Annotated in this window: 32 protein-coding genes; 10 read left to right on the top strand and 22 right to left on the bottom strand. The window is 69.8% G+C overall.

Going from position 1 to position 26,642, the window contains the following annotated elements:
• The 5 genes from BLW78_RS28910 to BLW78_RS28890 form a co-directional block, all read left to right on the top strand.
• On the top strand, positions 1 to 588 hold a 588-nt coding region (locus BLW78_RS28910), incomplete at its 5' end, for a methyl-accepting chemotaxis protein (RefSeq protein ID WP_244527099.1).
• A 13-nt stretch (positions 589 to 601) separates the two neighbouring features.
• Positions 602 to 2,896: a hybrid sensor histidine kinase/response regulator gene (locus tag BLW78_RS28905; RefSeq protein WP_091683615.1), complete on the top strand. Its 2,295-nt coding sequence runs from the start codon at positions 602 to 604 to the stop codon at positions 2,894 to 2,896.
• Positions 2,893 to 3,960 (top strand): chemotaxis-specific protein-glutamate methyltransferase CheB, encoded by a 1,068-nt coding sequence (gene cheB, locus BLW78_RS28900; RefSeq protein ID WP_026605430.1) that lies wholly within the window; start codon positions 2,893 to 2,895, stop codon positions 3,958 to 3,960. The genes BLW78_RS28905 and cheB overlap by 4 nt, the downstream gene beginning before the upstream one ends.
• Positions 3,957 to 5,675 (top strand): response regulator, encoded by a 1,719-nt coding sequence (locus tag BLW78_RS28895; RefSeq protein WP_091683613.1) that lies wholly within the window; start codon positions 3,957 to 3,959, stop codon positions 5,673 to 5,675. The genes cheB and BLW78_RS28895 overlap by 4 nt, the downstream gene beginning before the upstream one ends.
• The gene (locus BLW78_RS28890; protein ID WP_091683611.1) at positions 5,672 to 7,558 is read left to right on the top strand and encodes a response regulator; all 1,887 of its coding nucleotides are present in this window, start codon (positions 5,672 to 5,674) and stop codon (positions 7,556 to 7,558) included. Before BLW78_RS28895 ends, BLW78_RS28890 begins: the two co-directional genes overlap by 4 nt.
• A 411-nt stretch (positions 7,559 to 7,969) precedes the next feature.
• Here BLW78_RS28890 and rplQ read toward each other — a convergent pair whose 3' ends face one another.
• The 5 genes from rplQ to rpsM form a co-directional block, all read right to left on the bottom strand.
• A complete protein-coding gene (gene rplQ / locus BLW78_RS28885) occupies positions 7,970 to 8,380 on the bottom strand; it encodes a 50S ribosomal protein L17 (protein ID WP_020096288.1) in 411 nt (136 codons plus the stop codon).
• A 196-nt stretch (positions 8,381 to 8,576) separates the two neighbouring features.
• On the bottom strand, positions 8,577 to 9,596 hold the full coding sequence (locus BLW78_RS28880) for a DNA-directed RNA polymerase subunit alpha (RefSeq protein ID WP_010686165.1): 1,020 nt from the start codon (positions 9,594 to 9,596) through the stop codon (positions 8,577 to 8,579).
• 109 nt (positions 9,597 to 9,705) lie between these two features.
• Complete coding sequence (locus BLW78_RS28875; RefSeq protein ID WP_091683617.1) at positions 9,706 to 10,578, bottom strand: MBL fold metallo-hydrolase; 873 nt, start codon at positions 10,576 to 10,578, stop codon at positions 9,706 to 9,708.
• 25 nt (positions 10,579 to 10,603) lie between these two features.
• A complete protein-coding gene (rpsK, locus tag BLW78_RS28870) occupies positions 10,604 to 10,993 on the bottom strand; it encodes a 30S ribosomal protein S11 (RefSeq protein WP_010686167.1) in 390 nt (129 codons plus the stop codon).
• Between the two features lie 173 nt (positions 10,994 to 11,166).
• A complete protein-coding gene (gene rpsM / locus BLW78_RS28865) occupies positions 11,167 to 11,535 on the bottom strand; it encodes a 30S ribosomal protein S13 (RefSeq protein WP_010686168.1) in 369 nt (122 codons plus the stop codon).
• A 250-nt stretch (positions 11,536 to 11,785) separates the two neighbouring features.
• Between rpsM and BLW78_RS28860 the strand changes: the two genes are divergently transcribed.
• Positions 11,786 to 12,142: a hypothetical protein gene (locus BLW78_RS28860; protein ID WP_091683609.1), complete on the top strand. Its 357-nt coding sequence runs from the start codon at positions 11,786 to 11,788 to the stop codon at positions 12,140 to 12,142.
• 31 nt (positions 12,143 to 12,173) lie between these two features.
• On the opposite strand, the gene BLW78_RS28855 is transcribed toward BLW78_RS28860, so the two are convergent.
• The 17 genes from BLW78_RS28855 to BLW78_RS28775 all read right to left on the bottom strand — a co-directional run bounded on the left by BLW78_RS28855 (position 12,174) and on the right by BLW78_RS28775 (position 22,324).
• Positions 12,174 to 12,404, bottom strand: coding sequence for a hypothetical protein (locus BLW78_RS28855; RefSeq protein WP_091683607.1), 231 nt, complete (start codon positions 12,402 to 12,404; stop codon positions 12,174 to 12,176).
• 95 nt (positions 12,405 to 12,499) lie between these two features.
• Positions 12,500 to 13,102 carry an adenylate kinase gene (locus tag BLW78_RS28850; protein ID WP_020096283.1) on the bottom strand — a complete coding sequence of 201 codons (603 nt, stop codon included), beginning with the start codon at positions 13,100 to 13,102 and terminating at the stop codon, positions 12,500 to 12,502.
• 171 nt (positions 13,103 to 13,273) lie between these two features.
• Positions 13,274 to 14,620, bottom strand: a complete 1,347-nt coding sequence (gene secY, locus BLW78_RS28845) for a preprotein translocase subunit SecY (protein ID WP_020096282.1) — start codon at positions 14,618 to 14,620, stop codon at positions 13,274 to 13,276.
• Positions 14,621 to 14,766: 146 nt separating this feature from the next.
• Complete coding sequence (gene rplO, locus BLW78_RS28840; RefSeq protein ID WP_091683605.1) at positions 14,767 to 15,270, bottom strand: 50S ribosomal protein L15; 504 nt, start codon at positions 15,268 to 15,270, stop codon at positions 14,767 to 14,769.
• A gap of 10 nt (positions 15,271 to 15,280) precedes the next feature.
• The gene (gene rpmD / locus BLW78_RS28835) at positions 15,281 to 15,472 is read right to left on the bottom strand and encodes a 50S ribosomal protein L30 (protein WP_056531230.1); all 192 of its coding nucleotides are present in this window, start codon (positions 15,470 to 15,472) and stop codon (positions 15,281 to 15,283) included.
• Positions 15,473 to 15,483: 11 nt separating this feature from the next.
• Positions 15,484 to 16,071 (bottom strand): 30S ribosomal protein S5, encoded by a 588-nt coding sequence (gene rpsE / locus BLW78_RS28830; RefSeq protein ID WP_012319173.1) that lies wholly within the window; start codon positions 16,069 to 16,071, stop codon positions 15,484 to 15,486.
• A gap of 104 nt (positions 16,072 to 16,175) precedes the next feature.
• Positions 16,176 to 16,538 carry a 50S ribosomal protein L18 gene (rplR, locus tag BLW78_RS28825; protein ID WP_020096279.1) on the bottom strand — a complete coding sequence of 121 codons (363 nt, stop codon included), beginning with the start codon at positions 16,536 to 16,538 and terminating at the stop codon, positions 16,176 to 16,178.
• 10 nt (positions 16,539 to 16,548) lie between these two features.
• Positions 16,549 to 17,082: a 50S ribosomal protein L6 gene (gene rplF / locus BLW78_RS28820; RefSeq protein WP_020096278.1), complete on the bottom strand. Its 534-nt coding sequence runs from the start codon at positions 17,080 to 17,082 to the stop codon at positions 16,549 to 16,551.
• 22 nt (positions 17,083 to 17,104) lie between these two features.
• A complete protein-coding gene (rpsH, locus tag BLW78_RS28815) occupies positions 17,105 to 17,500 on the bottom strand; it encodes a 30S ribosomal protein S8 (RefSeq protein WP_010686178.1) in 396 nt (131 codons plus the stop codon).
• Between the two features lie 10 nt (positions 17,501 to 17,510).
• Positions 17,511 to 17,816, bottom strand: a complete 306-nt coding sequence (rpsN, locus tag BLW78_RS28810; protein WP_010686179.1) for a 30S ribosomal protein S14 — start codon at positions 17,814 to 17,816, stop codon at positions 17,511 to 17,513.
• 40 nt (positions 17,817 to 17,856) lie between these two features.
• Complete coding sequence (gene rplE, locus BLW78_RS28805; protein ID WP_020096277.1) at positions 17,857 to 18,423, bottom strand: 50S ribosomal protein L5; 567 nt, start codon at positions 18,421 to 18,423, stop codon at positions 17,857 to 17,859.
• Positions 18,416 to 18,730 carry a 50S ribosomal protein L24 gene (gene rplX, locus BLW78_RS28800; protein WP_012319178.1) on the bottom strand — a complete coding sequence of 105 codons (315 nt, stop codon included), beginning with the start codon at positions 18,728 to 18,730 and terminating at the stop codon, positions 18,416 to 18,418. Before rplX ends, rplE begins: the two co-directional genes overlap by 8 nt.
• Positions 18,730 to 19,098: a 50S ribosomal protein L14 gene (gene rplN, locus BLW78_RS28795; RefSeq protein ID WP_010686182.1), complete on the bottom strand. Its 369-nt coding sequence runs from the start codon at positions 19,096 to 19,098 to the stop codon at positions 18,730 to 18,732. Before rplN ends, rplX begins: the two co-directional genes overlap by 1 nt.
• A 402-nt stretch (positions 19,099 to 19,500) precedes the next feature.
• Positions 19,501 to 19,878: a hypothetical protein gene (locus tag BLW78_RS28790; protein ID WP_091683603.1), complete on the bottom strand. Its 378-nt coding sequence runs from the start codon at positions 19,876 to 19,878 to the stop codon at positions 19,501 to 19,503.
• 193 nt (positions 19,879 to 20,071) lie between these two features.
• A complete protein-coding gene (locus BLW78_RS28785) occupies positions 20,072 to 20,767 on the bottom strand; it encodes an amino acid ABC transporter permease (RefSeq protein ID WP_091683601.1) in 696 nt (231 codons plus the stop codon).
• Entirely contained in the window at positions 20,764 to 21,501 is a 738-nt protein-coding gene (locus tag BLW78_RS28780) for an amino acid ABC transporter permease (protein WP_091683599.1), read from the bottom strand. Before BLW78_RS28780 ends, BLW78_RS28785 begins: the two co-directional genes overlap by 4 nt.
• Positions 21,502 to 21,520: 19 nt before the next feature.
• Positions 21,521 to 22,324: an ABC transporter substrate-binding protein gene (locus tag BLW78_RS28775; RefSeq protein WP_091683597.1), complete on the bottom strand. Its 804-nt coding sequence runs from the start codon at positions 22,322 to 22,324 to the stop codon at positions 21,521 to 21,523.
• A gap of 773 nt (positions 22,325 to 23,097) precedes the next feature.
• Here BLW78_RS28775 and rpsL point away from each other — a divergent pair.
• The 4 genes from rpsL to BLW78_RS28755 form a co-directional block, all read left to right on the top strand.
• Positions 23,098 to 23,469 (top strand): 30S ribosomal protein S12, encoded by a 372-nt coding sequence (gene rpsL, locus BLW78_RS28770; RefSeq protein WP_007557568.1) that lies wholly within the window; start codon positions 23,098 to 23,100, stop codon positions 23,467 to 23,469.
• A 128-nt stretch (positions 23,470 to 23,597) separates the two neighbouring features.
• On the top strand, positions 23,598 to 24,068 hold the full coding sequence (gene rpsG / locus BLW78_RS28765; RefSeq protein WP_012319183.1) for a 30S ribosomal protein S7: 471 nt from the start codon (positions 23,598 to 23,600) through the stop codon (positions 24,066 to 24,068).
• Positions 24,069 to 24,098: 30 nt separating this feature from the next.
• Positions 24,099 to 26,174, top strand: a complete 2,076-nt coding sequence (gene fusA, locus BLW78_RS28760) for an elongation factor G (protein WP_091683595.1) — start codon at positions 24,099 to 24,101, stop codon at positions 26,172 to 26,174.
• Between the two features lie 44 nt (positions 26,175 to 26,218).
• Positions 26,219 to 26,642, top strand: a 424-nt coding sequence (locus BLW78_RS28755) for a GTP-binding protein (RefSeq protein WP_139307704.1), incomplete at its 3' end; no start/stop codon positions are given.

The following is a 26,642-nucleotide window of genomic DNA, read 5'->3' as shown; positions in this document are numbered from 1 at the left end:
ATGGACGCGATCCGCGAGCAGGCGGAGGCGGTGGCGGGCAACATCGTCAGCCTGTCGGAGAAGACCCAGACGATCGGCGACATCATCGAGACGGTCAACGACATCTCGGAGCGCACGCACCTGCTGGCGCTGAACGCCGCCATCGAGGCGGCCGCGGCCGGCGAGAGCGGGCGCAGCTTCTCGGTGGTGGCCTCGGAGATGAAGCTCCTGGCCGACCAGGCCAAGGCGGCCACGGGGCAGGTGCGGGGGATCCTGGGCGAGATCCAGCGGGGCATCAACACGTCGGTGATGCTGACCGAGGAGGCGGTCAAGCGCGCGGCGGCGGGCAAGACGCGCTCGGACACGACGCAGCGCACGATCGAGGAGATCACCGCGCGGGTGGAGGAGAACGTGCAGACGTTCCAGCAGATCGTGGCCTCGACCAACCAGCAGCAGCTGGGCATCGAGCAGGTGATGGGGGCGCTGCAGAACATCCGCCAAGCCAGCCAGCAGACGGCGGCCGGCACCCGGCAGGTCGAGGCCGCCTCCGCAAACCTCACCGAGCTCGCCCAGGCCCTCATGGCCCTGGCCGAACGATACCGGCACTGAGGCGGGCGCCCCGTTGGCCGAGGATATCCGCAAGCTCCTGCTCGCCGCCTTCGACGTCGAGCACCGGGAGCACGTCGCGGCGATCCGCGGGGCGCTCGGCAGCGCCACGCCGGACTGGAACGACGTCTTCCGCCGCGCCCACAGCCTGAAGGGCGCCTCCCGCGCCGTCGACCTCCCGGCGGTCGAGGCGGTGGCCCACCGTCTCGAGACGCTGTTCGAGGGCGTGCGCACCGGCGCCACCGCCCTCGACCGCGAGGCGGCCAACGCCGTCCACCTCGCCCTCGACCGGATCGAGTCCTACGTCGCCGGCCTCACCGACGGGTCCGGTCCGGACATGCCGGCCGACGCCCTGACGGCCCTCGGCCACGTCCTCCGGCTCCCGGGCGAGACGCCGCCGCCGGCACAACCCGCACCACCCGCCGCACCGCCCCCCGCCCCGCTGCCGGATCCGAGTCCGAGCCCGCCACCGGGGCCCCCCGCCGCGCCGGCACCCCCGCCGGCCGCGACCGCCGTGCCGACACAGGCCGGCCCCGCGCCGAAACACGGCTCCGAGCCGCCGGAGGCCTCCGCGGCGATCCTGCGGGTGCCGGCGGAGGCCGTCGAGGCGCTGGCCCGGGCGAGCCACGATCTCGCCAGCACCCTGGCCGGCCAGGCGCCCGCGGCCGACGGCCTCGCCCGGCTCGCCCGCCTGGCCCGCGACCTGCGCGTCGGCGCCGAGGCCCTCGCGGCCGGGGCCGGCGCGGAGCGGCCCGAGTGGCGCGCCCTCGCGGCGCGCGCGGGCGCCTTCGCCCGGGAGGCCGCGGACCTGTCGCGGCGCCAGGCCTCCGCGACCAGCGCGGTCGAGGGCGCCGCGACCCGCGTCCGCGCCGCCGCCGAGCGCCTCGCCCTGGTCCCGGCCGAGACCGTCCTGGCCCCCCTCGCGAGGTCGCTGCGCGAGACCGCCCGGGAGCAGGGCCGCGAGGTCGATCTCACGTTGCGGGGCCTCGACCTGCCGGTGGAGCGCGGCACGCTGCAGGCGCTGAAGGATCCGCTGCTCCACGCCCTGCGCAACGCCCTCAGCCACGGCTGGCAGGCACCGGAGGTGCGGCGCGCGGCCGGCAAGCCGGAGGCCCTGGGCCTCGGGCTGGAGGTCGCGGTGCGCGGCGCCCGCCTGCAGGTCACCGTGTTCGACGACGGGCCCGGCCCCGACCTCGCCCGGATCGAGGCGGCGGCCCGCGAGCGCGGCCTCCTCGGCCCCGCTTCCGCGGCCGAACCCGACACCCTGCTGCGCCTCGTGTTCGAGCCCGGCTTCTCCACCGCCGAGGCGGTCGACACCCTGTCGGGGCGCGGCTACGGCCTCTCGGTCGCCGCGGACGCCGCCCGCCAGCTCATGGGCAGCGTCCGCTTGGAGCCGCGCGACCCGGCCGGCACCGCCCTGATCTTCAGCCTGCCGCTCTCAGCGGCCCGGCGCAGTCTGCTGCTGGTCGAGGCGGCCGGGCGCAGCTACGCCCTCCCCGGGGGCGCCGTGGAGCGCCTCCTGCGCCTGCGGCGCGACGACCTGCCGGTCGCCATGGGCCGGACGATCGTGCGCCTCGGTGACGGGGACGCCGCGACGAGCCACCCGGTGACGGACCTCGCCGCGATCCTCGGACAGGTCGCCGACCCGGCCGATCCCGGCACGCTGACCGCCGTCGTCCTGCGGACCGGCGGCGGCCGTCTCGCCCTGGCGGTCGACCGCCTGCACGACGTCCGTCCGTTCCTGGTCCTGCCCGCGCCGGATTTCGGCGCCGATCCGGGTCTGATCGCCGGCACGGCGGTGCTGAACGGGGACGTGCCGGTGCTGGTCCTCGACCCCGAGGGGCTCGCTTCGCGCGCCCAGGCCGGGACAACGGGCGGCGCGCTCGGAACGATGGCCCCGGCTCCACGTTCGACGACTCACGCCGCGGCGGCCGCGTCCGCGCGCGCGACCATCCTGGTCGTCGACGATTCGATCACCACCCGGACTCTGGAGAAGGGAATCTTGGAAGCCGCCGGCTACCGCGTGGTCGTCTGCGTCGACGGGCAGGACGCCCTCGACCGGCTGCGCGCCGAGATCGAGCCCGTGAACCTGGTGCTCGCCGACGTGGAGATGCCGCGCCTCGACGGGTTCGGCCTCCTGAAGGCCCTGCGGGCCGACGAGCGCTTCGCCCGGCTCCCGGCGATCCTGATGACCTCCCGCGGGGACGCCGCCGACGTCGCCCGGGGCCTGGATCTCGGCGCCGACGCCTACCTGACCAAGCAGAAGTTCGACCAGCGCCAGCTGCTGGATACGATCGGGCAGCTCCTATGACCCCCGTCCGTGTGATGCTCGTGGAGGACAGCCTCGTGGTGCGCGAGCTGCTGCGCCACATCGTCTCCCGCGATCCCCGCCTCGAGCTCGTGGCCGCGGTCGCCTCCGGCGAGGAGGCCCTCGACAAGCTCCGGACCGTGCGGCCGGACGTGATCTCGATGGACATCCGCCTGCCGGGGATCGACGGGCTGGAGACGACCCGCCGGATCATGGCCGAGCACCCGACCCCGATCGTCGTGGTGGCGGATTCGGTCGAGGATAACTCGCTGCGCATCTCGATGAACGCGCTCCGGGCCGGGGCCCTGTCGGTCGTCGAGAAGCCCGTGGCCACGACCCATGCCGGCTACGAGGGCGTGGCCGGCGAGATCTGCACGCAGCTGCGGATCATGGCCCAGGTTCCGGTCATCCGCCGCCGGCCGATCGGCACCGAGTGGGCCGGCCGCTCCGCCGTCGCGCCCCAGGCGCCGCTGGCCGACCTGTCCGGGCAGGCCCCGAGCCTCCTGGGCATCGCCGCCTCGACGGGCGGTCCCCCGGCGCTGGCGCGGGTGATCGGCGCCCTGCCCAAGGACTTCCCGCTGCCGGTCCTGGTCGTCCAGCACATGGGCGCGGCCTTCATGGACGGGTTCGCCAGCTGGCTCGACAGCGTCGTCGCCCTCCCGGTCTCCCTCGCCCAGGACGGCGAGCGCGCCGAACCCGGCCGGGTCTACGTGGCCCCGGGCGACCGCCACCTGGAGATCGGCTCCGGCCGGATCCTGCGGGTGATCGATTCCGCGCCGGTCTCCGGCCAGCGCCCGGCCGCCACCGTGCTGTTCCGGTCCATGGCCCGGCAATCCGGACCCTCCGGCATCGGCGTGCTGCTGACCGGCATGGGCGAGGACGGGGCCCTGGGCCTCGCCGACATGCACCGGGCCGGCGCCCAGACCGTGGCCGAGCACGAGAGCACCGCCGTCGTCTACGGCATGCCGGCGGCGGCCGTGCGTCTCGGGGCCGCCCGCGCCGTCCTGCCCCTCGACCGCGTCGCCGACCACGTCCTGCGCCTCGTGGATGCGGGGGCGCGGCCGTGAGCGAGGCCGGCACGGCGGAGGTGCCGGCCCGGATCCTGCTGGTCGAGGATTCGGAGACGCAGGCCCTGGAACTGCGCCTGCTGCTGGAGGCGCACGGCTTCGCGGTGGAGCGCTGCGCCTCCGCCGAGACCGCCCTCGATCACCTCAACCGCAGCCAGCCCGACCTCGTGGTGGCCGATTACCACCTGCCGGGCATGAACGGCGACGAGCTGATCCGGCAGATGCGCCTGTCGCTGCGCACCCGGGCCCTGCCGGTCCTGATGCTGACCGGCGGCAGCGGCGGCGAGCGCCAGGGTCTGGAGAGCGGCGCCGACGCCTACCTGCCGAAATCCGCCGACCGCGACCTGATGATCCTGCGCATCCGCGCCCTGCTGCGCGAGCGCCGGCCGACGACCGACGGTGAGGGACCGGGCGCCGCCGCGTTCCGGCGCGGGCGGGTCCTGGTGATCGACGGCAGCGCCACCTACCGGACCTTCCTCGCCGGCGTGATGGGCCAGGACGGCCACCACGTGGCGAGCGTCGACGGGCCGGAGGCGGCCCTGGCCGCCCTGGACGCGGCCGCCGGCGACGAGGCCTTCGACTGCGTGACGGTCGATCTCCTGGGCCACGCCTATGACGGCCTCGCCCTGTGCCGGGCGATCAGCCAGCGGCGCTCGGGACAGGCGGCCGGCGCGGGCTTCCACCTCGTCGGCATCGCCGGCAGCGATCCCGCCAAGGACTTCCTCGTCGAAGCCTACGCGGCCGGCGCCGACGACGTGGTCTCGAAGACCGACGCCGAGGTCCTGGCCCTGCGGGTCCGTGGCTTCGTGCGGCGGCGGCTCCTGGAGGAGGACGACCGGCGCATCGCCGGCCAGTTCGGCGAGCGCGAGCGGGCGGTGGAGCGCGCCCGCGCGGAGGCCGACGCGGCCGAGGCCCGAGCGGGCCTCGCCGACGCCCTGGAGCGGGCCAACCGCGACCTCGCCGACGCCAACCGCCAGCTCACCGAGGCGCAGTCCAAGCTCGTCCAGGCCGCCAAGATGGCCTCGCTCGGCGAGCTGGTGGCGGGGATCGCCCACGAGATCAACAATCCCCTGGCCTTCATCCTGGCCCACCAGGGCACCGTCGAGCGCCTGCTCGGCGAGTTGCCGGGCGCCGCTCCGGAGGCCGCCACCCGCGCCATCGACAAGGCCCGGCAGCGGGTCGGCTCGATGCGGATGGGGCTGACCCGCATCCAGGATCTGGTGCTGAACCTCCGGAAGTTCTCGCGCCTCGACGAGGGCGAGCGCGCCCTGGTCAACGTGCCGGAGGCGATCGAGACGGTGCTCGCGCTGATCCAGCACAAGCTCGGCGAGCGCATCGCCGTGGAGCGCAGCTTCACGGGCCGCGCCGAGATCCACTGCACCCCGGCACTCCTCAACCAGGTGGTGATGAACATCCTGGGCAACGCCGCCGACGCCATGCCGGAGGGCGGCACGATCCGGATCACGACCCAGTCGAACCCTGAACTCGACGAGATTCGCATCAGCGATACCGGGCCCGGCATCCCGGATACGCTGCGTGAGAAGATCTTCGAGCCGTTCTTCACGACGAAACCGGTCGGATCCGGCACGGGCCTGGGTCTTGCGATTGCCTACAGCGTCGTTCAAGCGCATAGCGGCTCGCTCACCGTGGAGACGGCCCCGGGTGGGGGAGCCTGCTTCGTGATCGGGATCCCGCGGCAGGCGGCCAGTGCATGAGTGACGGTACGGCAGGTGTAGGGACGATCCTGGCCGTCGACGACGAGCCGGACATCCTGATCGCCCTGGAGGACCTGTTCGAGGATTCCTACCGGGTTCTGACGACCTCGCGTCCGGCCGAGGCGCTGGAGATCCTGCGCGCCGAGCCCGACATCGCCGTCGTGCTCTCGGACCAGCGGATGCCGGGCCTCACCGGCGACGCGCTCCTCGCCGAGGCCCGCAGCTTCCACGACGCGCAGGCGATCCTGCTGACCGGCTACGCCGACATCACCGCGGTAATCGCCGCCCTCAACCGCGGCGGCATCGTCGGCTACGTCACCAAGCCCTGGGACGCGGGCCTGCTCCGCTCCACCGTCCGGCAGGCCTTCGAGCGCCACCGCCTCGGCCGGGACCTCGCCACCGAGCGGGCTCTCCTGCGCGGCCTCCTCGACCACGCCCAGGACGCGATCAGCTTCAAGGACGCGGAGGGCCGCTTCGTCCGGCTGAACGGCCGCAAGGCCGCCCTGCTCGGCCACGACGTCGCCGCCAGCCTCGGGCGGCGCGAGGACGAACTTCTCGGCCCGAAGGCCGAGCCCGTGACGGCGGCGGACGCGGCCGCGATCCGGTCCGGGGCGGTGGCCGAGAGCCTGATCAGCGACGGCCCGACCGGCGCCGAGCAGTGGAGCCACGTGACGCGGGTGCCGATCCGCGACGCGGGCGGGGCGATCAGCCACCTCGCGACGATCGAGCGCGACGTGACCGAGCAGCGGACCCTGGAGGCGCGCCTGCGCCAGTCCGACAAGATGCAGGCGCTGGGCACCCTCGCGGGCGGCATCGCGCACGATTTCAACAACCTGCTGACCGCGATCCTCGGCAGCCTCGAGCTCGCCGGCCCGAAGGTCGCCGACCAGCCGCGGGTCCAGCGCCTGATCGAGAACGCCCGCGGCGCCGCCGAGCGCGGGGCGTCCCTGACCAAGCGCCTCCTGAGCTTCAGCCGCGCCCACGACCTCCAGGCGCGCGCCGTCGACGTGAACACCCTGATCTCCGGGATGAGCGATCTGTTCGGACGCAGCCTCGGCGGTCTCGTGACGGTCCGGACCGACCTCGCGGACGGCCTGCCGGCGGTTCAGGTCGATCCGGACCAGCTCGAACTCGCCGTGCTCAACCTCTGCATCAACGCCCGCGACGCCATGCCGGACGGGGGGGCGATCACGGTCGCGACGCGCCGGCTCGCCATCAGCGGCGATCCCGAGATCGCCGACGGCACCTATCTCGGCATCAGCGTCACCGACGAGGGCACCGGCATCCCGGAGGAGATCCTGCGCCGGGTCTGCGAGCCGTTCTTCACCACCAAGGCCGTCGGCCAGGGCACCGGGCTCGGCCTCGCCATGGTGTTCGGCCTCGCGCAGCAATCCAAGGGCCGGCTGGCGATCGACAGCGTGGTCGGTCGGGGCACCCGCGTGGAGCTAGCCCTCCCCTTCGCCGATCAGGCGCCGGAGCAGGCGCCCGAGGCCGCCGGCACCGTCCCGGTCGCCGGCCGGCGGGCCCGCGTCCTGATCGTCGACGACGATTCGCAGGTGCGCCACGTGACGGCCTCGTTCCTCACCGGCTTCGGCCACAGCACCATGGAAGCCGGCGACGGCGAGGCCGCGCTCCGGCTCCTCGAGGCGGACCGCTACGACATCGTCGTCGCCGACCTCGCCATGCCCGGCATGAGCGGCATCGAGCTGGCCGCCGAGATCCGCGAGCGCGATCCGCGCCTGCCGGTCCTGATCCTTACCGGACATGCCGAGGCGATGCAGATCCCCGACGACCTGCCGGTGCTCACGAAGCCGTTCCGCTCCGCGGACCTCGCGGCCCGGGTCGCCACGCTGCTCGACGGCGGAGCCGGACCCGTCGGCTGACGGGGGCTTGCAACCAATCGATTGCCGGCTCATTCTCTCCTCGTGGGGCCCGCAGGCCCCGGGTTACGAAGAGGAGGTGGACCATGAGCAATCACGGCATCTTCCCGCGCCGCAGGCGTGACAACGATCTCGACCAGGACGGTCCACCGGACGAGTCCCGGCAGGGATAGGGGTTTTCGGAGCGCGGCGCGGTCGAGTTCCCGGCCTGTCTGAGACGGGCCGCCAGGGCGAGCTCCCGCGACCATCCGAGACGTGGACCCTGCTTCAGACCCGTCGGCGCGAGCCGGCGGGTTTTCTGTTGTTCGCGCGTCGTCATGGCGATCGCGGCGAGGAGCCGAAACGCGAGAAGCCGCCCCGGAGGGTCCGGGACGGCTTCTCAAAGACTAGGAGCGACGGGGCGCTCCGTGCCGATCAGGCGGCTTCGGAGACCTGGCTCGGACCGGAATCCTTGCCGCGGGCCTCGACGTCGCGGTCGACGAACTCGATCACCGCGAGCGGGGCGTTGTCGCCCTGGCGGAAGCCCGCCTTCATGATCCGGCAGTAGCCGCCCGGACGGCCCTTGTAGCGCGGGCCGAGGACGGTGAAGAGCTTCTTGACCATGTCGGCGTCGCGGAGCTGCGCCATGGCGAGGCGGCGGGTGTGCACGCTGTCGATGCGGCCCAGCGTGATCAGCTTCTCGACGACCGGACGCAGGTCCTTCGCCTTCGGCAGGGTGGTGATGATCTGCTCGTGCTTGATCAGCGCGGCGGACATGTTGGCGAACATCGCCTTGCGATGCTCGGCGGTGCGGTTGAAACGGCGGCCGCGGTAGGCGTGACGCATGTGCTGGCTTCCTTCTCGTCTCGGCCGCCGTGCCACGGTACGGCCGGGTGCCCCATTGAGGCTGTTGCTCTCCGCTTGACCCCGCGGCGGGATTGGTTGGGACTTCGCGTCGGCTCGGCGAAGTCCCGGGTCTGAGCTGGCCGAACAAGCGGCACCGCGTGGCGCCGCCCAGTTCAGCCCGAGGCGGCTTCGCCGCTCAGTAGTGTTCCTCGAAGCGCTTGGCGAGATCCTCGATGTTCTCCGGCGGCCAGCCGGGGATGTCCATGCCGAGGTGCAGGCCCATGCCGGCGAGCACTTCCTTGATCTCGTTGAGCGACTTGCGGCCGAAGTTCGGGGTCCGCAGCATCTCGCCCTCGGACTTCTGGATGAGGTCGCCGATGTAGACGATGTTGTCGTTCTTCAGGCAGTTCGCCGAGCGGACCGACAGCTCCAGCTCGTCGACCTTCTTGAGCAGCGCCGGGTTGAAAGGAAGCTGCGGCGCGAGCGGCGCGGCCTCTTCCTTGCGCGGATCCTCGAAGTTCACGAAGACCTGCAGCTGGTCCTGGATGATGCGCGCCGCGTAGGCGAGCGCGTCCTCCGGAGAGACCGCGCCGTTGGTCTCGACCGTCATGGTCAGCTTGTCCTTGTCGAGATCCTGGCCCTCGCGGGTCGTCTCGACGCGGTAGCTGACCTTGGTGACCGGCGAGAACAGCGAGTCGACCGGGATCAGGCCGATCGGCGCGTCCTCGGGACGGTTGCGCTCGGCCGGGACGTAGCCCTTGCCGGTTGCGACCGTGAACTCCATGCGGATCTCGGCGCCGTCGTCGAGGGTGCAGATCACGAGGTCGGGGTTCAGGATCTGGATGTCGCCGACCGTGCCGATGTCACCGGCGGTGACGAGGCCCGGGCCGGTCTTGCGCAGGGTCATGCGCTTGGGCGCGTCGGTCTGCGAGCGGATCGCGATGGTCTTGATGTTGAGGACGATGTCGGTGACGTCCTCGCGCACGCCCGGGATCGACGAGAACTCGTGCAGCACGCCGTCGATCTGCACCGAGGTCACGGCGGCGCCTTGGAGCGACGACAGGAGCACGCGGCGCAGGGCGTTGCCCAGCGTCGTGCCGAAGCCGCGCTCGAGCGGCTCGGCGACGACCGTGGCGACCCGCTTCGGGTCGTCGCCGGTCGTGACCTGCAGCTTGTTCGGCTTGATCAGTTCCTGCCAATTCTTCTGAATGACCACGATCCTACCTCTCGTCCTTGCCCGGGATCCGCGACGCCCGTCCCCGCGCTTCGGCCACTCGGTGCCGCCCCCTGGCGCCCCGAACGGTCCCTGAAATCCGTATCCGCCGTTACTCGCCGCCGACCCACAGCACCGGCACGAAGCTGTAGCCAGCCCCATCCCGATCCACGTAGCCGAGCGCCGGGAACTCGAGATGGCCGCCGGCGATGAGCGTGCGCTCGCGGGCCACCTCGTCCAGGATCCGCTTGCGCGTCTCCCGCGCTTGGTCGCCGTCGACGTCGAAGCCGACGCCGGCCTCCGGGTTCTTGAACTGGATCGCCGGCAGGTGCACCACGTCGGTCCACATCATCAGCGCCTGTCCACCGGAGACGATGCGGAAACCGCAATGGCCCGGCGTGTGGCCGGGCAGATGGACCGCCGTGATCCCCGGAAGGACCTCGCCGCCGCGATGCTCGCGCACCTTGCCGGCGTAGGGAGCCAGGGACTTGCGGGCGCCCTCGAAGTAGGGCTTCGCGGCCTCCGGCGCCTTGGCCAGGGCCTCGTCCGGAAGCCAGTGTGCTGCCTCGTCGGCGTGCAGCACGATCTCGGCGTTCGGGTAGCGCGCCGCGCCGTCCTTCACGAGACCGCCGACATGGTCGGGGTGCAGGTGACTGACCAGCACCGTGCCGATCTCCTCCGGCGCGACGCCGGTCAGCGCGAGTGCTGCACCGGCGCGACCCAGGGTCGGTGCCGGGGCGAGGTCGCCGTAGCCCGTGTCGATCAGGGTCGGCTTGAGGCCCGGACCCGTGATCAGGAAGGCGTTCAGCGTGATCTTGGGCTGCTCCGTGCGGAAACCCGCCACCTGGAGCCGCCCGGCCTCCTCCTTGGAGATGCCCGTGACGAGATCGAGGCTGGCCTGAAACCAGCCGTCATTGAGCGCGGTGACCGTGAGGTCCCCGAGGTTCCAACGCAGCACGCCCGGAAGCGGCTTCGATCCCGTCATGAACTTCTCCGTCAAGAGGCTTCGATCAAACGCGGCGGCGCTTGCGCGGCCGGCAGCCGTTGTGCGGGATCGAGGTGACGTCGCGGATCGAGGTCACCGTGAAGCCCGCGGCCTGCAGAGCGCGGAGCGCCGACTCGCGGCCCGAACCCGGACCGGACACCTCGACCTCGAGGGTGCGCATGCCGTGCTCGGCGGCCTTGCGGCCAGCATCCTCGGCGGCGACCTGGGCGGCGTACGGGGTCGACTTGCGCGAGCCCTTGAAGCCCATCGCACCGGCGGACGACCACGAGATCGTGTTGCCCTGCGCGTCCGTGATGGTGATCATCGTGTTGTTGAACGAGGCGTTCACGTGGGCGACGCCCGACACGATGTTCTTGCGCTCGCGGCGGCGGACGCGTTGCGGTTCCTTAGCCATTCTGGTCTCACTCTTCCTTCAGGCACGCCCGTAACACCAGGCGCTCGGGATTCTTTTTGGGACTTGGCCGGAGCACCCGTACAGGGCGGTCGAGCCGGCGCCGGACCCGTTGCGGGATACCTGGCGCGACGGGAAGGAGGCCGAGCGGAGCACGGCCTCCCAGTTCCGAAAACTTACTTCTTCTTGCCGGCGATCGGCTTCGCCTTGCCCTTGCGGGTGCGGGCGTTGGTGTGGGTGCGCTGGCCGCGGACCGGCAGCTGCTTGCGGTGACGCAGACCGCGATAGGCGCCGAGATCCATCAGGCGCTTGATGTTCATCGAGACTTCGCGGCGCAGGTCGCCCTCGACGAGGTAGTCGCGATCGATCGTCTCGCGGATCGACAGAACCTCGGCGTCGGTCAGCTGGTTGACGCGACGCTCGGCGGGGATGTTCACCTTCTGGGTGATTTCCTCGGCCTTCTTGGCGCCGATGCCGTGGATGTACTGGAGCGCGATGACGACGCGCTTGTTGGTCGGGATGTTGACGCCTGCGATACGGGCCACGATCACTCTCCATATGGGGCCCGGGGATCCGGGCCGCTGTCGCGCGCGTCCGGTGGAGGCCGGCCCCTGCGCACGTGAAACGACGACGCGGCCCGCGGGCGGCCCTGGACAGGGCACCTCGGACCATCGTTCGGTTGGACGAAGGAGGGCCTGCTAGCGCGCGGGCGGCCCGTTGTCAACGATGGGTCGGCACGGCCTCGCCCCGTCACGCGCGCGTCGATGCGCCCTGGAATCTGGTCGAGGAGCGAAGATGGCGGTTCTGACGAGCGACGGCGCGACCCTGCGGGCCTTCGCCGATTCGGTGCTGCGCGCCGCCGAGGAGACCCTGGAGGAGGTCATGCCGGTGACGCTGGCGGTGATCGGCGGCGTTCTCGCCGAGGCGGAGCCTGGCTCGGTCGCGCTGCAGGACGCGGATGGCGGTCCGCCCCTGCTCTGGGCGAGCTTCGCCGGTCGCCGCATGGTGTTCCGCTACAACACGATGACGGCGATGATCGAGCTGCGCGACGGCACCGCGGAGGGCTACCCGTTACGCCTGTTCGGCCACCGGTCGCTCCAGATGGACGTCGTCAATTTCTTCGGCAGCCTCCGCAGGGAGGGCCGGATCTGAGCCACGCCCCCGGCGGGCGGCCGCCCGCGCCTCAGCGAAAGCCCTGATTCCGCAGCCGGCAAGTGCGGCCCATGTCCTGGTAGCCCGCCGGGCAGCGGCGGGCGCAAGTCCCCGCCAGATACTTCAGCGGCGGCCGGCAGGCGTTGCGGAACCGCTTCTGGCCGTAAACGAAGGACTGGGCCGGACTCTGCGCGAAGGCCGACAGCGGCGGGAGGGCCACCGCGAGCAGGAGGGAGGCGGTGGCGAGGAGGCGGACGGTCATGGCGTTTCCGATCGTGGACCCGCCCCATAACCCCCAGGGACACCGCGGGGTTCACGGGCGCGCCGAAACGGTCGGTCAGCGCGCCGCGATCGCCCTCAGGAGGCGACGCGCTCCTCGTGCGGCTCCAGTGTCGCCATAAGGTCGGCCGTGACCTTGTCGATCGGCTGCATGCCGTCGATGGTCTCCAGCATGCCCTTCTGCGCGTAATAGGCCGAGAGGGGCGCCGTCTGGGCGCGGTACGCCTCGAGTCGCTGCTTGAACACCTCGGGGGTGTCGTCCTTCCGCACGGCCTGGCCGCGGGCCAGGGTCTCGGCGGCGCGCTTCTCGATGCGGCCGACCAGGGCGTTCTCGTCGACCTTCAGCTCGATGACGGCGGAGAGGCTCAAGCCCTTGCTCGCCAGCATCTCGCTGAGCGCTTCCGCCTGCGCGACCGTGCGCGGGAAGCCGTCGAGGATGAAGCCGCGGCGGGCATCCGGTTCCTCGATCCGGTCGGCGACGATGCCGACCACGATCCGGTCGGAGACGAGACCGCCGGATTCCATCACCGCCTTGGCCTCGAGGCCGACCGGCGTGCCGGCGGCCACTGCGGCGCGCAGCATGTCCCCCGTCGACAGCTGCGGGATGCCGAAGCGCTGTACGATCCGCTCGGATTGCGTCCCCTTCCCCGCACCGGGCGGCCCGAGCAGAATGATGCGCATGGCGTTGTCCTCGTTCGGCCCACTCTCTCAGTGGGCACAAGCCGTGGTGGCGAAGCCTCCCTGGCATCGCCGGGTTCGGGGGTTTTCTAGCCGGTCCGGGCCGGTGAGGCATCCAGACCTTTGGGCCAGAGGCGGGAGCGTCCTCGGAGTCCGGCCGCCTCTGTAGCAGGCTCAGCGCCGCCGTTGCGTGGTCGACGCGCCACGCAGCTTGGCCTTCTTCACGAGGCCCTCGTACTGATGGGCCATCAGGTGCCCGTGGACCTGCGCCACCGTGTCCATCGTGACCGAGACCACGATGAGCAGGGACGTGCCGCCGAAGCCGAGGCTGGCCGCGGCGTAGGACGACAGGATCTCCGGGCAGAGGCACACGAGGGTCAGGTACAGGGCGCCGATCACCGTGATGCGGGTCAGCACCTTGTCGATGAAGGCCGCGGTGCGCTCGCCCGGACGGATGCCCGGGATGAAGCCGCCATGCTTCTTCAGATTGTCGGCCGTCTCCTGCGGATTGAAGACGACTGCGGTGTAGAAGAACGTGAAGAAGATGATCAGCGCCGCGTAGAGCACCATGAACAGCGGGGTGCCGTGGCCGAGATAGGCCGTGACCGTGCCGAGCCAGCCCGTGGCGCCCCCGTTGGCCGAGAAGCTCGCGGCGGTCGCCGGCAGCAGCAGCAGCGACGAGGCGAAGATCGGCGGGATCACGCCCGAGGTGTTGAGCTTGAGCGGCAGGAACGAGGTCTGACCTTCGTACATACGGTTGCCGACCTGGCGTTTCGGGTAGTTGATCAGGAGCCGGCGCTGGGCGCGCTCCATGAACACGATGAAGTAGACGAGCGCGACGGCGGCGACGCCGACGCCCAGGATGATCGCCGGGGACAGGGCGCCGGTGCGGCCGAGTTCCAGCGCGCCCGCGATCGCCACCGGCAGGTGGGCCACGATGCCGGCGAAGATGATCAGCGACGAGCCGTTGCCGATGCCGCGCGAGGTGATCTGCTCGCCGAGCCACATCAGGAACAGGGTTCCGCCCGTCAGGGTGATCACCGTCGAGGCCAGGAAGAACGGCCCCGGATCGATGGCGGCCGAGGAGCCCTGGAGGCCGATGGCGATGCCCCAGGACTGAACCAGCGCCAGCACCACCGTCAGGTAGCGGGTGTACTGGTTGATGACCTTGCGGCCCGACTCGCCCTCCTTCTTGAGCGCTTCCAGGCTCGGGATCACCGAGGTCAGGAGCTGCACGATGATCGAGGCCGAGATGTAGGGCATGATGTTCAGGGCGAAGATCGCCATGCGCTCCACGGCGCCGCCCGAGAACATGTTGAACAGGCCCAGCACGCCGCCCGCCTGCTGCTGGAAGTTCCGGGCGAACTGCTCCGGATCGATGCCGGGAATCGGGATGTACGTGCCCAGCCGGAACACCACGAGGGCGCCGAGCGTGAACCAGATGCGCTTCTTCAGCTCATCGGCCTTGGCAATCGCACCGAAGTTGAGGTTGGCGGCAAGCTGCTCGGCGGCTGAGGCCATAAGCGTCGCGTCCTGGACATGTCGCCGGGCGAAGGGTGCCCGGATGAAACGAAAAACGGCGGCCCGCGTGGTCGCAGGGCCGCCGCTCGAAGGATCGGCTTAAAGGGTGCGCGGAGCCCGTGCAACGGGTTCCGGAGACGCTCCCGTCAGGCCGTGGCCGCCTCGCTGCCGCCGCGGGTGGAGGCACCCTGGGCGTAGACGGTGCTGACCGAGCCGCCGGCCTTCTCGACCGCCTCGACGGCGGACTTGGAGGCGCGAGTGACCTCGAAGCTGAGCTTCGCGGTCAGCTCGCCGACGCCGAGCAGCTTCACGCCGTCGCGGGGACGGGCGATGATGCCGGCGGCGACTAGGCTCTCCACCGTCACGGTGGCGGCCTTGTCGAGCTTGCCCGCGTCGACGGCCTCCTGGATCCGGCCGAGGTTTACCTCGTTCAGGTCCTGGGCGTAGAGGTTGTTGAAGCCGCGCTTCGGCAGGCGACGATGCAGCGGCATCTGACCGCCCTCGAAGCCCTTGATGGACACGCCGGTCCGGGCCTTCTGACCCTTCACGCCGCGGCCCGCGGTCTTGCCCTTGCCGGAGCCGATGCCCCGGCCCACGCGCATCCGGTCCTTGGTGGCGCCGGGATTGTCGCTGATCTGGTTGAGCTTCATCGGGACCTCCTCACGCCACGTCGCCGTGGACGCGCACGAGGTGCGCAACCTTGCGGATCATGCCGCGCACGGAGGGGGTGTCCTCCAGCTCGGCCACGCGGTGGAGCTTGTTGAGCTTGAGGCCGATCAGCGTCTGGCGCTGGCTGGCCTCGCGGCGGATCGGCGAGCCGATCTGCTCGATGCGGACGGTCTTCTGTGCCATCGGACCCTCCCTTACGCGACCGCGGCTTCGGACTGGTCGGCCGGATCGGCATCGCGGCGACGCGACTGCAGCGTCGACACCTTGATGCCGCGGCGGGCCGCCACGGAGCGCGGGCTGTCCTCGTTCTTGAGCGCCTCGAAGGTGGCGCGCACGAGGTTGTAGGGGTTCGACGAACCCAGCGACTTGGCGACGACGTCCTGCATGCCGAGCGTCTCGAACACGGCGCGCATCGGGCCGCCGGCGATGATGCCGGTGCCCTGCGGGGCCGCGCGGAGAATCACCTTGCCGGCGCCGTGGCGGCCGTTGACGTCGTGGTGCAGGGTCCGGCCCTCGCGGAGGGAGACGCGGATCAGACCGCGCTTGGCGGCCTCGGTCGCCTTGCGGATGGCCTCCGGCACCTCGCGGGCCTTGCCGTGGCCGAAGCCGACGCGGCCCTTCTGGTCGCCGACGACGACGAGGGCGGCGAAGCCGAAGCGACGGCCGCCCTTGACCACCTTGGCGACGCGGTTGATGTGGACGAGCTTGTCCACGAACTCGCTGTCGCGCTCCTCGCGATCCTCGCGGCGGCCGCGGCCCCCGCCTTCACGTTCACGTGCCATGTTGTCTACCTGTCCATCTCACTGACGCGGCCGGCGGGGCCGCTCGCTCGATCGGGTTTCGGATATGCCGGGCGAAGAGGATCCGCCCGGCCCGCCGTCGTGACTTAGAACTCCAGGCCACCCTCGCGGGCGGCTTCGGCCACGGCGGCGACGCGGCCGTGGTAGATGTAGCCGGAGCGGTCGAAGATTACCTTCGTGACGCCCGCCGCCTTGGCGCGCTCGGCGACGAGCTTGCCCACCGCCTTGGCGGCGGCGACATCGGCGCCGGTCTTCAGTTCGCCCTTGAGCGCCTTGTCGATCGACGAGGCCGAGGCCAGCGTCTTGCCGGCGACGTCGTCGATGACCTGCACGTAGATCTGCTTCGACGAGCGGAACACCGAGAGCCGCGGACGGCCGTTGGCGGCCGCCCGCAGCGCGCGGCGGACGCGCGCCTTGCGGCGATCGAGGGCTTCGAGCTTGCGAGACATGATGCCCTCCTTACTTCTTCTTGCCTTCCTTGCGGAAGATGAACTCGCCCGCGTACTTCACGCCCTTGCCCTTGTAGGGCTCGGGTCCGCGGTAGTCGCGGATCTCGGCGGCGACCTGACCGACCTGCTGGCGGTTGATCCCGGAGATCGTGATCTCGGTGGGCTTCGGGGTAACGATCGTGATCCCGGCCGGGATCGCGTACTCGATGTCGTGGCTGTAGCCGAGCGACAGCTTGAGCGCCTTGCCAGCCATCGCGGCGCGATAGCCGACGCCGGTGATCTCGAGCTTCTTCTCGAAGCCCTTCGACACACCCTCGGCGATGTTGGCGATCTGCGCCCGCGACGTGCCCCACAGGGAGCGCGCCGGCTTGGACTGGTTGACGGGCTGCACCTCGATGGCGCCGTCCTTCATCGCCACGTTGACGAGCGACGGAACGACGAACGACAGCTCGCCCTTCGAACCCTTCATCTTCACCGTCTGACCGGTGACCGTGGCGGTAACGCCGGCCGGTACGGGGACCGGCTTCTTGCCTACGCGAGACATGGGATAACCTCCTCCGTCCCGATCAGAACACGGTGCAGAGCACTTCACCGCCGACGTTGCGCTCGCGCGCCTCGTGGTCGGCCATGACGCCCTGCGGGGTGGAGACGATGGTGACGCCGAGGCCGTCGGCCACGTGCGGCAGCTCGCCGACCGACGAGTAGACCCGGCGGCCCGGCTTCGAGACGCGCTTGATCTCGCGGATCACGGGGCGCCCGTCGTAGTACTTGAGCTCGATGGCGAACTCGGTGCGGCCGTTGCCGAGGTCGGTCGCCGCGTAGTCGCGGATGTAGCCCTCGGACTTCAGGACGTCGAGGACGCTGGCGCGCAGGCGCGAGCCGGGCGTCTGGACGACGTTGCGACGGCGCAGCTGGCCGTTGCGGATGCGGGTGAGCATGTCGCCCACGGGATCGTTGACCATGGGGACCTCCTTACCAGCTCGACTTGACCAGGCCGGGGATCAGGCCCCGGTTGCCAAGCTCGCGCAGCGCCACGCGCGAGATGCCCATCTTGCGGTAGTAGGCGCGCGGACGGCCGGTCATGCCGCAACGGTTGCGGATGCGCGTGGCCGACGAGTTGCGCGGCAGTTCCGCGAGCTTGAGGCGCGCCTCGAAGCGCTCCTCCATCTCGAGGGCGTCGTTGTTGGCGATCTCGAGGAGCGCCTTCCGCTTGGCCGCGAAGCGCTTCACCAGCGCCTTGCGGGCCTCATTCTTCTCGACTGAGCTTTTCTTCGACATGTCGTCTATCTCCGGTGTCCGCGTCTGAGACCCGAGGGCCTCACTGCCGGAACGGGAACTTGAAGGCGGCGAGCAGCGCCTTGGCCTCGGCATCGGTCTTGGCGGTGGTCGCCACGACGATGTCCATGCCCCACATCTGCTCGGCCTTGTCGTAGGAGATCTCCGGGAACACGAGGTGCTCCTTGAGACCCAGGGCGTAGTTGCCGCGGCCGTCGAACGAGCGCGGGTTCAGGCCGCGGAAGTCACGCACGCGCGGCAGCGCGATGGTGATCAGCCGGTCCATGAACTCGTACATGCGCTGCTTGCGCAGGGTCACCTTGCAGCCGATCGGCATGCCCTCGCGGACCTTGAAGGTCGCGATGGCCTTGCGGGCCTTGGTGATGACCGGCTTCTGGCCGGCGATCAGGGCGAGGTCGCCCGCCGCCACCGAGGCCTTCTTCGAGTCCGCGGTGGACTCGCCGACGCCCATGTTGATCACGATCTTCGTGATCTGCGGCACTTCCATGGGGTTCTTGTAGCCGAACTCTTCGATCAGCTTCTGGCGAACCACCTCGTCGTAGTGCTTGCGCAGGCGCGGGGTGTAGGCGTTCTTGTCGGCCTCAGCCATCGATCTGATCCCCCGTGGTCTTGGCGAACCGGACCTTGCGCCCGTCTTCGAGGATGCGGAAACCCACGCGGGTCGGCTTGCCGTTGGCATCCGCGACCGCGATGTTCGAGAGCTGGATGGCGGCCTCCTTGGAGATGATGCCGCCTTCCTGGTTCTGGGTCTGCTTCTGGTGCTTCTTCACCAGGTTGATGCCGCGCACGAAGGCCCGGCCTTCCTTCGGCAAAACCTGGATCACCTCGCCCGACCGGCCCGAATCACGGCCGGTGAGCACGACGACCTTGTCGCCCTTCTTGATCTTGGCGGCCATTACAGCACCTCCGGAGCCAGGGAGATGATCTTCATGTGGTTGCGGGCGCGGAGCTCGCGCGGCACCGGTCCGAAGATACGGGTGCCGATCGGCTCCTTCTGATTGTTGATCAGGACCGCGGCGTTCTTGTCGAAGCGGATCACCGAACCGTCGGCGCGCTTCACGTCCTTCGCCGTGCGGACGACGACCGCCTTCATGACGTCGCCCTTCTTGACGCGACCGCGCGGGATCGCCTCCTTGACGGAGACGACGATCACGTCGCCGACGCCGGCATATTTGCGCTTCGACCCGCCGAGAACCTTGATGCACATCACACGGCGTGCACCCGAGTTGTCGGCGACGTCCAGATTCGTCTGCATCTGGATCACGTGCGTGACTCCTTGTTTCAGGCGGGTTTCCGCACACGGACGGTATTGCCCGGCGGACGACGCCTGATGGGGACCTGACGTCCCCGGCTCATGTGTTCGACCGCGCTGGCGGTGTCGTCAGACACCGGCGCGGTCACCGCGTTCACGGGGTGCTAGCACCCATCGGAAATGTCGCGAAGGCCGGGCGCATACTACGGGCCGCGGGTGATGGCAAGCGGAGCGGCGGGAAATCGTCGCCGCCGCATAGGGAGGCTGATCCGGCTTCGGGGCTGGTCCGCGGCGCCGCGCGGCTCGATCGCTGCGGTGCCCGCCCATCCGGCCGCGGAACGCGAGCCCTGAACGTGCGACGACCGGCGCGCCTCTCGGCGCGCCGGTCGGTTGACGTGCAGCGTTCGGGGTCGATCAGATCGGTTGGCCGGCCGTCTCGAACAGGAATCCGTCGAGGCTCGGGATGGTGACCGAGGCTCCGCTCGCGGGCCTCGACAGGCGCCAGGGCCGCTCCGACCGGGCGCGAATCGCCTCGGACGGGCGAAGCCGCCGCATCAGGCCGTCTTCGCCGACCTCTTCGATCGCCAGGAAGCCGTAGACCTGCAGCCGCGAGGCGGTGAGCTTGAGGCCGCGATCCTCCGCGGCGACGACCATGCTGCCAGTCGCGTAGACAGCGTCCAGGAGGGAGCGCTGCTCGCTGCGGCGACGGTTGCGCGCCTCCCGCTCGCCGGGGGCCTGGGCGGGAATCGGCCGCCGGAACGGAACGACGTTGCTGACCGCGACGCAACCCATACGCAACACCCTCGACGCGAACCTGCGGCGGCGAGTTGGCCGCCCGATGTGCGCGACAATTCGATGGATCGCTTTAATTCTCCGTAGACCGTGCCAGCGCGCACCTGCCCCGATCCGGTACGCCTTGCACGTGTGCCCCGGTAGATCGGTCGTGTCCCGCGAGCCGGCTCGGGCGCGTCGGCCGGCCGCTCCGTCACGGGGTGCGATGTGCCGCGACCTTGCCGGTATTCGTCAGCCGGGCGGCCAGCCCGTCGAGACCGGCGCAGAGGATGCCGTACACGGCACCGACGAAGAGGAAGATCTCGGCCGGGTAGACCATCGCGCGGTTGTTCACCTGCGCCGCCACGAAGGCGAGTTCGGGCACGCCGATCACGTAGGCGAGCGACGTGTCCTTGATGAGCGTGGTCCACTGGTTGACGAAGGACGGTGCCATGGCCCGCAGCGCCTGCGGGAGGACGACGAAGCGCAGGGTGCGCCAGGGGTCGAGGCCGAGCGCGAGGCCGGCCTCCCACTGACCACGGCCGACGCTCGCGATGCCCGCCGCCACCCCGTGGGACAGGTAGGCGCCTCCGACGAGCGACAGCGCCACCGCGACCGTGCCGATCTCGGGGATCGACACGCCGATCAGGATCGGCAGCAGGAAGTAGGTCCAGAAGATCAGCATCACGACCGGCACGGCGCGGAGGAAGCCGAGCCCGGCGGTGAGCGCTGCCCGGGCCGCGCCCGCGCTCACGGCCAGGGCGATGCCGAGGACGAGCCCGAGCGCGGCCGAGGCCAGACCGGACAGGCCGGAGAGGATCAGCGTCAGGGCCAGCCCGCCGACCGGCCCGTCGGGCCAGGCCCCGACCATCAGGTAGCCGAGATTGTCGATGATGACCGACGGATTCATCGGTGCCGGCCCGGTCGACGGGCGCGGCGGTCGAGCATCTGCCCGGTCGTCTCCGCCGCGGCGGCCGCGCCGACGTAGAGCAGCGTCGCGATGCCGAAGGCCTGGAAGGTCTGGAAGGTCTCGGTCTCCACCTGCCGGGACGCGTAGGACAGCTCCGCGAGGCCGATCGTCATGGTCAGCGACGTGTTCTTAAGCGTGTTGAGGTATTGGCCGACGATCGGCAGCCAGGCGACGCGCAGGGCCTGGGGCAGGACGATGTGGCGGAACGCCTGGACGGGCGTGAGGCCGAGGGCCAGGGCCGCCGCCCGCTGAGCGGGCTGGACGGCCCTGATGCCGGCGCGGAGTTCCTCGGCGATGTAGGCGCCCGCGTAGAGCGTGAGCCCGCAGAACCCGGCGAGGCTCTCGTAAGCGGGCCAGCGCAGGATCCCGAATCCCAGGTCCAGGACGTGCAGCGCGTTGAGCCAGGCCGTCACGCCCTGCGGCAGGGCGGCGGCCACCGCGAAGTACCAGACGAAGAGTTGCACCAGCAGCGGCGTGTTGCGGACGATGCCGACGGAGACGGCCACGGCGCCGCGCCCGGCGCGCCCGCCCGCCTCGCGCAGCCCGCACGCCGCGAGGCCCAGCACCGTGCCGGCAAGGCAGGTGGCTGCCGACAAGGTCAGGGTCGTCCCGAAGCCTTGCAGCAGCCAGACGAGGTAGCGCGGCGCGAGTGGATCGCCGAACAGCGCGGCCATCGTCGTCGTGCCGCCCCGGTCAGGGACGGTCCCCGATCCGGAACAGGCGCGGCAGCGGCTGCTCGGTCGCGGGCCCGAACCAGCGATCATAGATCGCCGCCGCCCTGCCGCTCGACTCCAGGCCGCGCAGGGTCTCGTTCACGCGGTCCCGGAGCCGCGCCTCATCCTTCGGGATGCCGACGCCGATATAGTCGTTGGAGATGCTGAAGGCGGGGATCTCGTAGTTCTGCCGGTCCGGCACCTTCGCGAGCAGCCCGACCAGCTTCGGGCCGTCCTGCGTGATCGCCTGGACATTGCCGTTGCGCAGGGCCGTGAACGCGAAGGGCGTGTCGTCGAAGGCGACCACGACCGCCTTCGGGAAGTCGCGGCGCAGGACGATCTCGTTGGTGGTGCCCTTGTCTGCACCGATTCGAAGCCCATTGAGCTGCTCCGGCGACGACAGGGTGCCCTTCTTGGCCAGGAACTGCTGGCCGGAGGCGAAGTACGGGATGCTGAAATCGAGCTGCCTGGCCCGCTCGTCCGTGATGGTGAAGTTCGCCAGAATCAGATCGACCTTGCCGGAGGTCAGCAGCGGGATACGATTCGCCGGGTTGGTGGGCCGGATCTCCAGCTTGACGCCGAGCGCGTCGGCGATGGCCTGCGCGTAGTCGACGTCGAGGCCGGCGATCCGTTTCGTCGCGGGATCGACGAAGCCGAACGGCGGGTTGCTGTCGAAGGCGGCTACCCGGAGAACGCCGGCCTTTCTGATGTCGTCCAGACGGTCGGCCGTTGCGGGGCCGACCGACAGGAGGGTCGCGAGAACGAGGACGAAGAGGCGGCGCATGCGTGACTCCGTCGGATGGTTCGGGGCCGGTACAGGCAGAGCGATGATCAAATATCGCGAATATTACAGTCTGAATCGCGCCGGACTTCTGAATTGACGTATAAATCGATCTGGTCTTCTCTCCTGACGCAAAATCAGAGGATTCCAGCAGGTTTTATCTCGGCCGCCAGCACATTTCATCTTTATAGAACGCGAAAATCAACGGAGAAAGATTCTATTTTTTCGTCGCGGATGGGCGCCGCTCGCCGAAAGATCTGGCGGCTGCGGGGCAGATTTTCCTGCCGCGCCCGGACAGGGCCCGAGGCTGCGCCGACGTCCCGCCACGACTTGACCGGCCTGCCCCGGCTTCCGTTGACGGGACGAGGCGCCGTGCGCGATAGCGGTCCCTCGGCTCCGTCGTCGCGAAGGCTCGCCGATCGCGGGCGCCCTGCGCGCCCTTGACCGATCCTTAACCTCCGCCGCGGTGCAGTTTTCTGCCGTGACCGCATTGACCTGCGGCGCAACGGCGTCTAGAAGCGCGCCACTTCGGACGGCCATCGGCTGCCGACGGCCCTTGGGCGCAACCCCGGAAGCCGCCGCCATCGCCCCGAGCGCTCCGAGGGTTCAAATCGCCTGACGCTGTAAGTCAGATCCGTAGGTACGAGCGCGTTCGTTTCGGGCGTGCTCCTCTGCCCACACCGCGCCGAGGGTCCGTGACAGGCCCTCCGGCGCATATTCGTTTTGCGGACTGCCCTGCGCAGTTCGGACTAGGTGACCGAGGAAGAGGGCACAGGATGCCGACGATCAACCAGCTGATCGCCCAGCCGCGGAAGATCCAGCGGAGCCGCAACAAGGTTCCGGCGCTCGACGCTTGCCCGCAGAAGCGCGGCGTCTGCACCCGCGTTTACACGACGACCCCGAAGAAGCCGAACTCGGCGCTCCGGAAGGTCGCCAAGGTGCGCCTCACCAACGGTTTCGAGGTGATCGGCTACATCCCGGGCGAGGGTCACAACCTTCAGGAGCACTCCGTGGTGATGATCCGCGGCGGCCGCGTGAAGGATCTTCCGGGTGTGCGCTACCACATCCTGCGCGGCGTGCTCGACACGCAGGGCGTGAAGAACCGCAAGCAGCGCCGGTCGAAGTACGGCGCCAAGCGCCCGAAGTAAGTCGGACGCCCGGATATTTCCCGGGCGCCGGTGCGCGTTTCCACGGCCTCGCAAGGATGTCGCCGGCCTCAGGGCTGAGGCGGCCTGCGCGGGGCGCTTAAGATCTTTTCGTTCGAGAGTCTCTGAAGATGTCCCGTCGTCACTCTGCCGAGAAGCGTGAGATCATCCCGGACCCGAAGTACGGGGACGTGGTGCTGACGAAGTTCATGAACTCCATCATGTACGAGGGCAAGAAGTCGACCGCCGAGCGGATCGTCTACGGTGCCTTCGACATCGTCGAGAACCGCGCCCGCGCCAACCCGATCGAGGTGTTCCGCGCCGCGCTCGACAACGTCGCCCCGATGATCGAGGTCCGCTCCCGCCGCGTCGGCGGCGCGACCTACCAGGTCCCCGTCGAGGTCCGCACCGAGCGCCGTCAGGCCCTCGCGATCCGCTGGCTGATCCAGGCCGCGCGCTCGCGCAACGACCGTACCATGGTCGAGCGCCTCTCGGCCGAACTGCTCGACGCCGCGAACAACCGCGGCAACGCCGTCAAGAAGCGGGAAGACACGCACCGGATGGCGGAAGCCAACCGCGCCTTCTCGCACTACCGCTGGTAAGCGGTTCCGCCGTCTCTCAGGAGCAATTCGATGCCCCGCACGCACGCGATCGAGGACTACCGCAACTTCGGCATCATGGCCCACATCGATGCCGGCAAGACCACGACGACCGAGCGGATCCTCTACTACACCGGAAAGTCCCACAAGATCGGCGAGGTCCATGAGGGCGCCGCCACCATGGACTGGATGGCGCAGGAGCAGGAGCGTGGCATCACGATCACCTCGGCTGCGACGACCTGCTTCTGGCGCGACAAGCGCCTGAACATCATCGACACCCCCGGCCACGTCGACTTCACCATCGAGGTGGAGCGCTCGCTCCGCGTGCTCGACGGCGCCGTGTGCGTGCTCGACGGCAACCAGGGTGTCGAGCCGCAGACCGAGACCGTGTGGCGTCAGGCCGACAAGTACGACGTGCCGCGCGTCGTGTTCGTCAACAAGATGGACAAGATCGGCGCCGACTTCTTCAAGTGCGTCGCCGACATCATCGACCGCGTCGCCGGCAAGCCCGTCTGCCTGCAGCTGCCGATCGGCGCCGAGTCGAGCTTCCAGGGCGTGATCGACCTCATCAAGATGAAGGCGATCGTCTGGTCGGGTGAGGCGCTGGGCGCCAACTTCGACGAGACCGAGATCCCGGCCGACCTCAAGGACCAGGCCGTCGAGTACCGCACCAAGCTGGTCGAGGCCTGCGTCGAGCTCGACGACGACGCCATGGCCGCCTACCTCGACGGCAACGAGCCCGACGAGGCCACCATGCGCGTCCTGGTGCGCAAGGCCGTCCAGCTGCGCGCCTTCCACCCGGTGCTCTGCGGCTCGGCGTTCAAGAACAAGGGCGTGCAGCCGCTCCTCGACGCCGTCGTGGACTACCTGCCCTCCCCGGCCGATCGCGGCGAGATCAAGGGCATCGACTTCAAGACCGAGGAAGAGACCGTCCGTCACCCGTCGGATGCGGATCCCTTCTCCATGCTCGCCTTCAAGATCATGGACGATCCCCACGTCGGCACGATCACCTTCTGCCGCGTGTACTCGGGCAAGGTCGAGACCGGCGCCAACGTGCTGAACTCGTCGCGCGACAAGAAGGAGCGCGTCGGCCGCATGCTCCTGATGCACGCCAACAACCGTGAGGACATCAAGGAGGCCTTCGCGGGCGACATCGTCGCGCTGGCCGGCCTCAAGGACACCCGCACGGGCGACACCCTCTGCGACCCGCAGAAGGCCGTGATCCTCGAGAAGATGGAGTTCCCCGAGCCCGTCATCGAGATCGCCGTCGAGCCGAAGTCGAAGGCCGACCAGGAGAAGCTCGGCATCGCGCTCTCGAAGCTCGCCGCCGAGGACCCATCCTTCCGCGTCTCCACCGACCAGGAATCTGGCCAGACCATCCTCAAGGGGATGGGCGAGCTCCACCTGGACATCAAGGTCGACATCCTGCGCCGCACCTACAAGGTCGACGCGAATATCGGCCAGCCGCAGGTCGCCTACCGCGAGAAGCTGACGCGCCGTCAGGAGATCGACTACACGCACAAGAAGCAGACCGGCGGTACTGGCCAGTTCGCCCGCGTGAAGTTCGTCGTCGAGCCGAACGAGCCGGGCGCCGGATTCGCGTTCGAGTCGAAGATCGTCGGCGGCGCGGTGCCCAAGGAGTACATCCCGGGCGTCGAGAAGGGCCTCAACTCGGTCCTCGGCGCGGGCGTCCTCGCCGGCTTCCCGGTGGTCGACGTCAAGGTCGAGCTGGTCGACGGCGCCTACCACGACGTCGACTCCTCGGCACTCGCCTTCGAGATCGCCTCCCGCGCCGCCTTCCGCGAGGCGCTGCAGAAGGGCGGCTCGGTCCTGCTCGAGCCGGTGATGAAGGTCGAGGTTGTCTCGCCGGAAGAGTACACCGGCTCGGTCATCGGCGACCTGAACGCCCGCCGCGGCCAGATCCAGGGCCAGGACATGCGCGGCAACGCCAACGTCATCAACGCGATGGTGCCGCTGGCCAACATGTTCGGCTACGTGAACCAGCTGCGCTCCTTCTCGCAGGGCCGCGCCAACTTCACGATGCAGTTCGATCACTACGAAGAGGTGCCGCGCGGCGAGGCCGACAAGGTCATCGCCAAGTACGCCTAAGCATCTCTTCTTCCGCAACGCGAATTCGAATCTAGGAGGCTCTGATGGGCAAGGAAAAGTTCTCCCGCACCAAGCCGCACTGCAACATTGGCACGATCGGCCACGTCGATCACGGCAAGACGTCTCTGACGGCGGCGATCACGAAGGTCCTGGCCGAGACGGGCGGGGCGACGTTCACGGCCTACGACCAGATCGACAAGGCACCTGAGGAGAAGGCGCGCGGGATCACGATCTCGACGGCGCACGTGGAGTACGAGACGCAGAACCGTCACTACGCGCACGTGGACTGCCCCGGCCACGCCGACTACGTGAAGAACATGATCACGGGCGCGGCGCAGATGGACGGCGCGATCCTGGTGGTGTCGGCGGCCGACGGCCCGATGCCGCAGACCCGCGAGCACATCCTGCTGGCCCGCCAGGTCGGCGTCCCGGCGCTGGTGGTGTTCCTCAACAAGGTCGACATGGTCG

This window comes from Methylobacterium sp. 275MFSha3.1 (genome assembly GCF_900108435.1).
GTDB lineage: Bacteria > Pseudomonadota > Alphaproteobacteria > Rhizobiales > Beijerinckiaceae > Methylobacterium.
Note: the sequence above shows the minus strand (reverse complement) of the source record. Positions and strands in the feature narration are given on the sequence as shown.

Excerpts from the sequence above, each read along its gene's own strand:
- cheB (WP_026605430.1), top strand. The coding sequence starts at position 2,893 with ATGACCCCCGTCCGTGTGATGCTCGTGGAGGACAGCCTCGTGGTGCGC.
- BLW78_RS28890 (WP_091683611.1), top strand. The coding sequence starts at position 5,672 with ATGAGTGACGGTACGGCAGGTGTAGGGACGATCCTGGCCGTCGACGAC.
- rplQ (WP_020096288.1), bottom strand. The coding sequence starts at position 8,380 with ATGCGTCACGCCTACCGCGGCCGCCGTTTCAACCGCACCGCCGAGCAT.
- BLW78_RS28875 (WP_091683617.1), bottom strand. The coding sequence starts at position 10,578 with ATGACGGGATCGAAGCCGCTTCCGGGCGTGCTGCGTTGGAACCTCGGG.
- rpsK (WP_010686167.1), bottom strand. The coding sequence starts at position 10,993 with ATGGCTAAGGAACCGCAACGCGTCCGCCGCCGCGAGCGCAAGAACATC.
- BLW78_RS28860 (WP_091683609.1), top strand. The coding sequence starts at position 11,786 with ATGGCGGTTCTGACGAGCGACGGCGCGACCCTGCGGGCCTTCGCCGAT.
- BLW78_RS28855 (WP_091683607.1), bottom strand. The coding sequence starts at position 12,404 with ATGACCGTCCGCCTCCTCGCCACCGCCTCCCTCCTGCTCGCGGTGGCC.
- BLW78_RS28850 (WP_020096283.1), bottom strand. The coding sequence starts at position 13,102 with ATGCGCATCATTCTGCTCGGGCCGCCCGGTGCGGGGAAGGGGACGCAA.
- secY (WP_020096282.1), bottom strand. The coding sequence starts at position 14,620 with ATGGCCTCAGCCGCCGAGCAGCTTGCCGCCAACCTCAACTTCGGTGCG.
- rplO (WP_091683605.1), bottom strand. The coding sequence starts at position 15,270 with ATGAAGCTCAACCAGATCAGCGACAATCCCGGCGCCACCAAGGACCGG.
- rpmD (WP_056531230.1), bottom strand. The coding sequence starts at position 15,472 with ATGGCACAGAAGACCGTCCGCATCGAGCAGATCGGCTCGCCGATCCGC.
- rpsE (WP_012319173.1), bottom strand. The coding sequence starts at position 16,071 with ATGGCACGTGAACGTGAAGGCGGGGGCCGCGGCCGCCGCGAGGATCGC.
- rplR (WP_020096279.1), bottom strand. The coding sequence starts at position 16,538 with ATGTCTCGCAAGCTCGAAGCCCTCGATCGCCGCAAGGCGCGCGTCCGC.
- rplF (WP_020096278.1), bottom strand. The coding sequence starts at position 17,082 with ATGTCTCGCGTAGGCAAGAAGCCGGTCCCCGTACCGGCCGGCGTTACC.
- rpsH (WP_010686178.1), bottom strand. The coding sequence starts at position 17,500 with ATGGTCAACGATCCCGTGGGCGACATGCTCACCCGCATCCGCAACGGC.
- rpsN (WP_010686179.1), bottom strand. The coding sequence starts at position 17,816 with ATGTCGAAGAAAAGCTCAGTCGAGAAGAATGAGGCCCGCAAGGCGCTG.
- rplE (WP_020096277.1), bottom strand. The coding sequence starts at position 18,423 with ATGGCTGAGGCCGACAAGAACGCCTACACCCCGCGCCTGCGCAAGCAC.
- rplX (WP_012319178.1), bottom strand. The coding sequence starts at position 18,730 with ATGGCCGCCAAGATCAAGAAGGGCGACAAGGTCGTCGTGCTCACCGGC.
- BLW78_RS28790 (WP_091683603.1), bottom strand. The coding sequence starts at position 19,878 with ATGGGTTGCGTCGCGGTCAGCAACGTCGTTCCGTTCCGGCGGCCGATT.
- BLW78_RS28785 (WP_091683601.1), bottom strand. The coding sequence starts at position 20,767 with ATGAATCCGTCGGTCATCATCGACAATCTCGGCTACCTGATGGTCGGG.
- BLW78_RS28780 (WP_091683599.1), bottom strand. The coding sequence starts at position 21,501 with ATGGCCGCGCTGTTCGGCGATCCACTCGCGCCGCGCTACCTCGTCTGG.
- BLW78_RS28775 (WP_091683597.1), bottom strand. The coding sequence starts at position 22,324 with ATGCGCCGCCTCTTCGTCCTCGTTCTCGCGACCCTCCTGTCGGTCGGC.
- rpsL (WP_007557568.1), top strand. The coding sequence starts at position 23,098 with ATGCCGACGATCAACCAGCTGATCGCCCAGCCGCGGAAGATCCAGCGG.
- rpsG (WP_012319183.1), top strand. The coding sequence starts at position 23,598 with ATGTCCCGTCGTCACTCTGCCGAGAAGCGTGAGATCATCCCGGACCCG.
- fusA (WP_091683595.1), top strand. The coding sequence starts at position 24,099 with ATGCCCCGCACGCACGCGATCGAGGACTACCGCAACTTCGGCATCATG.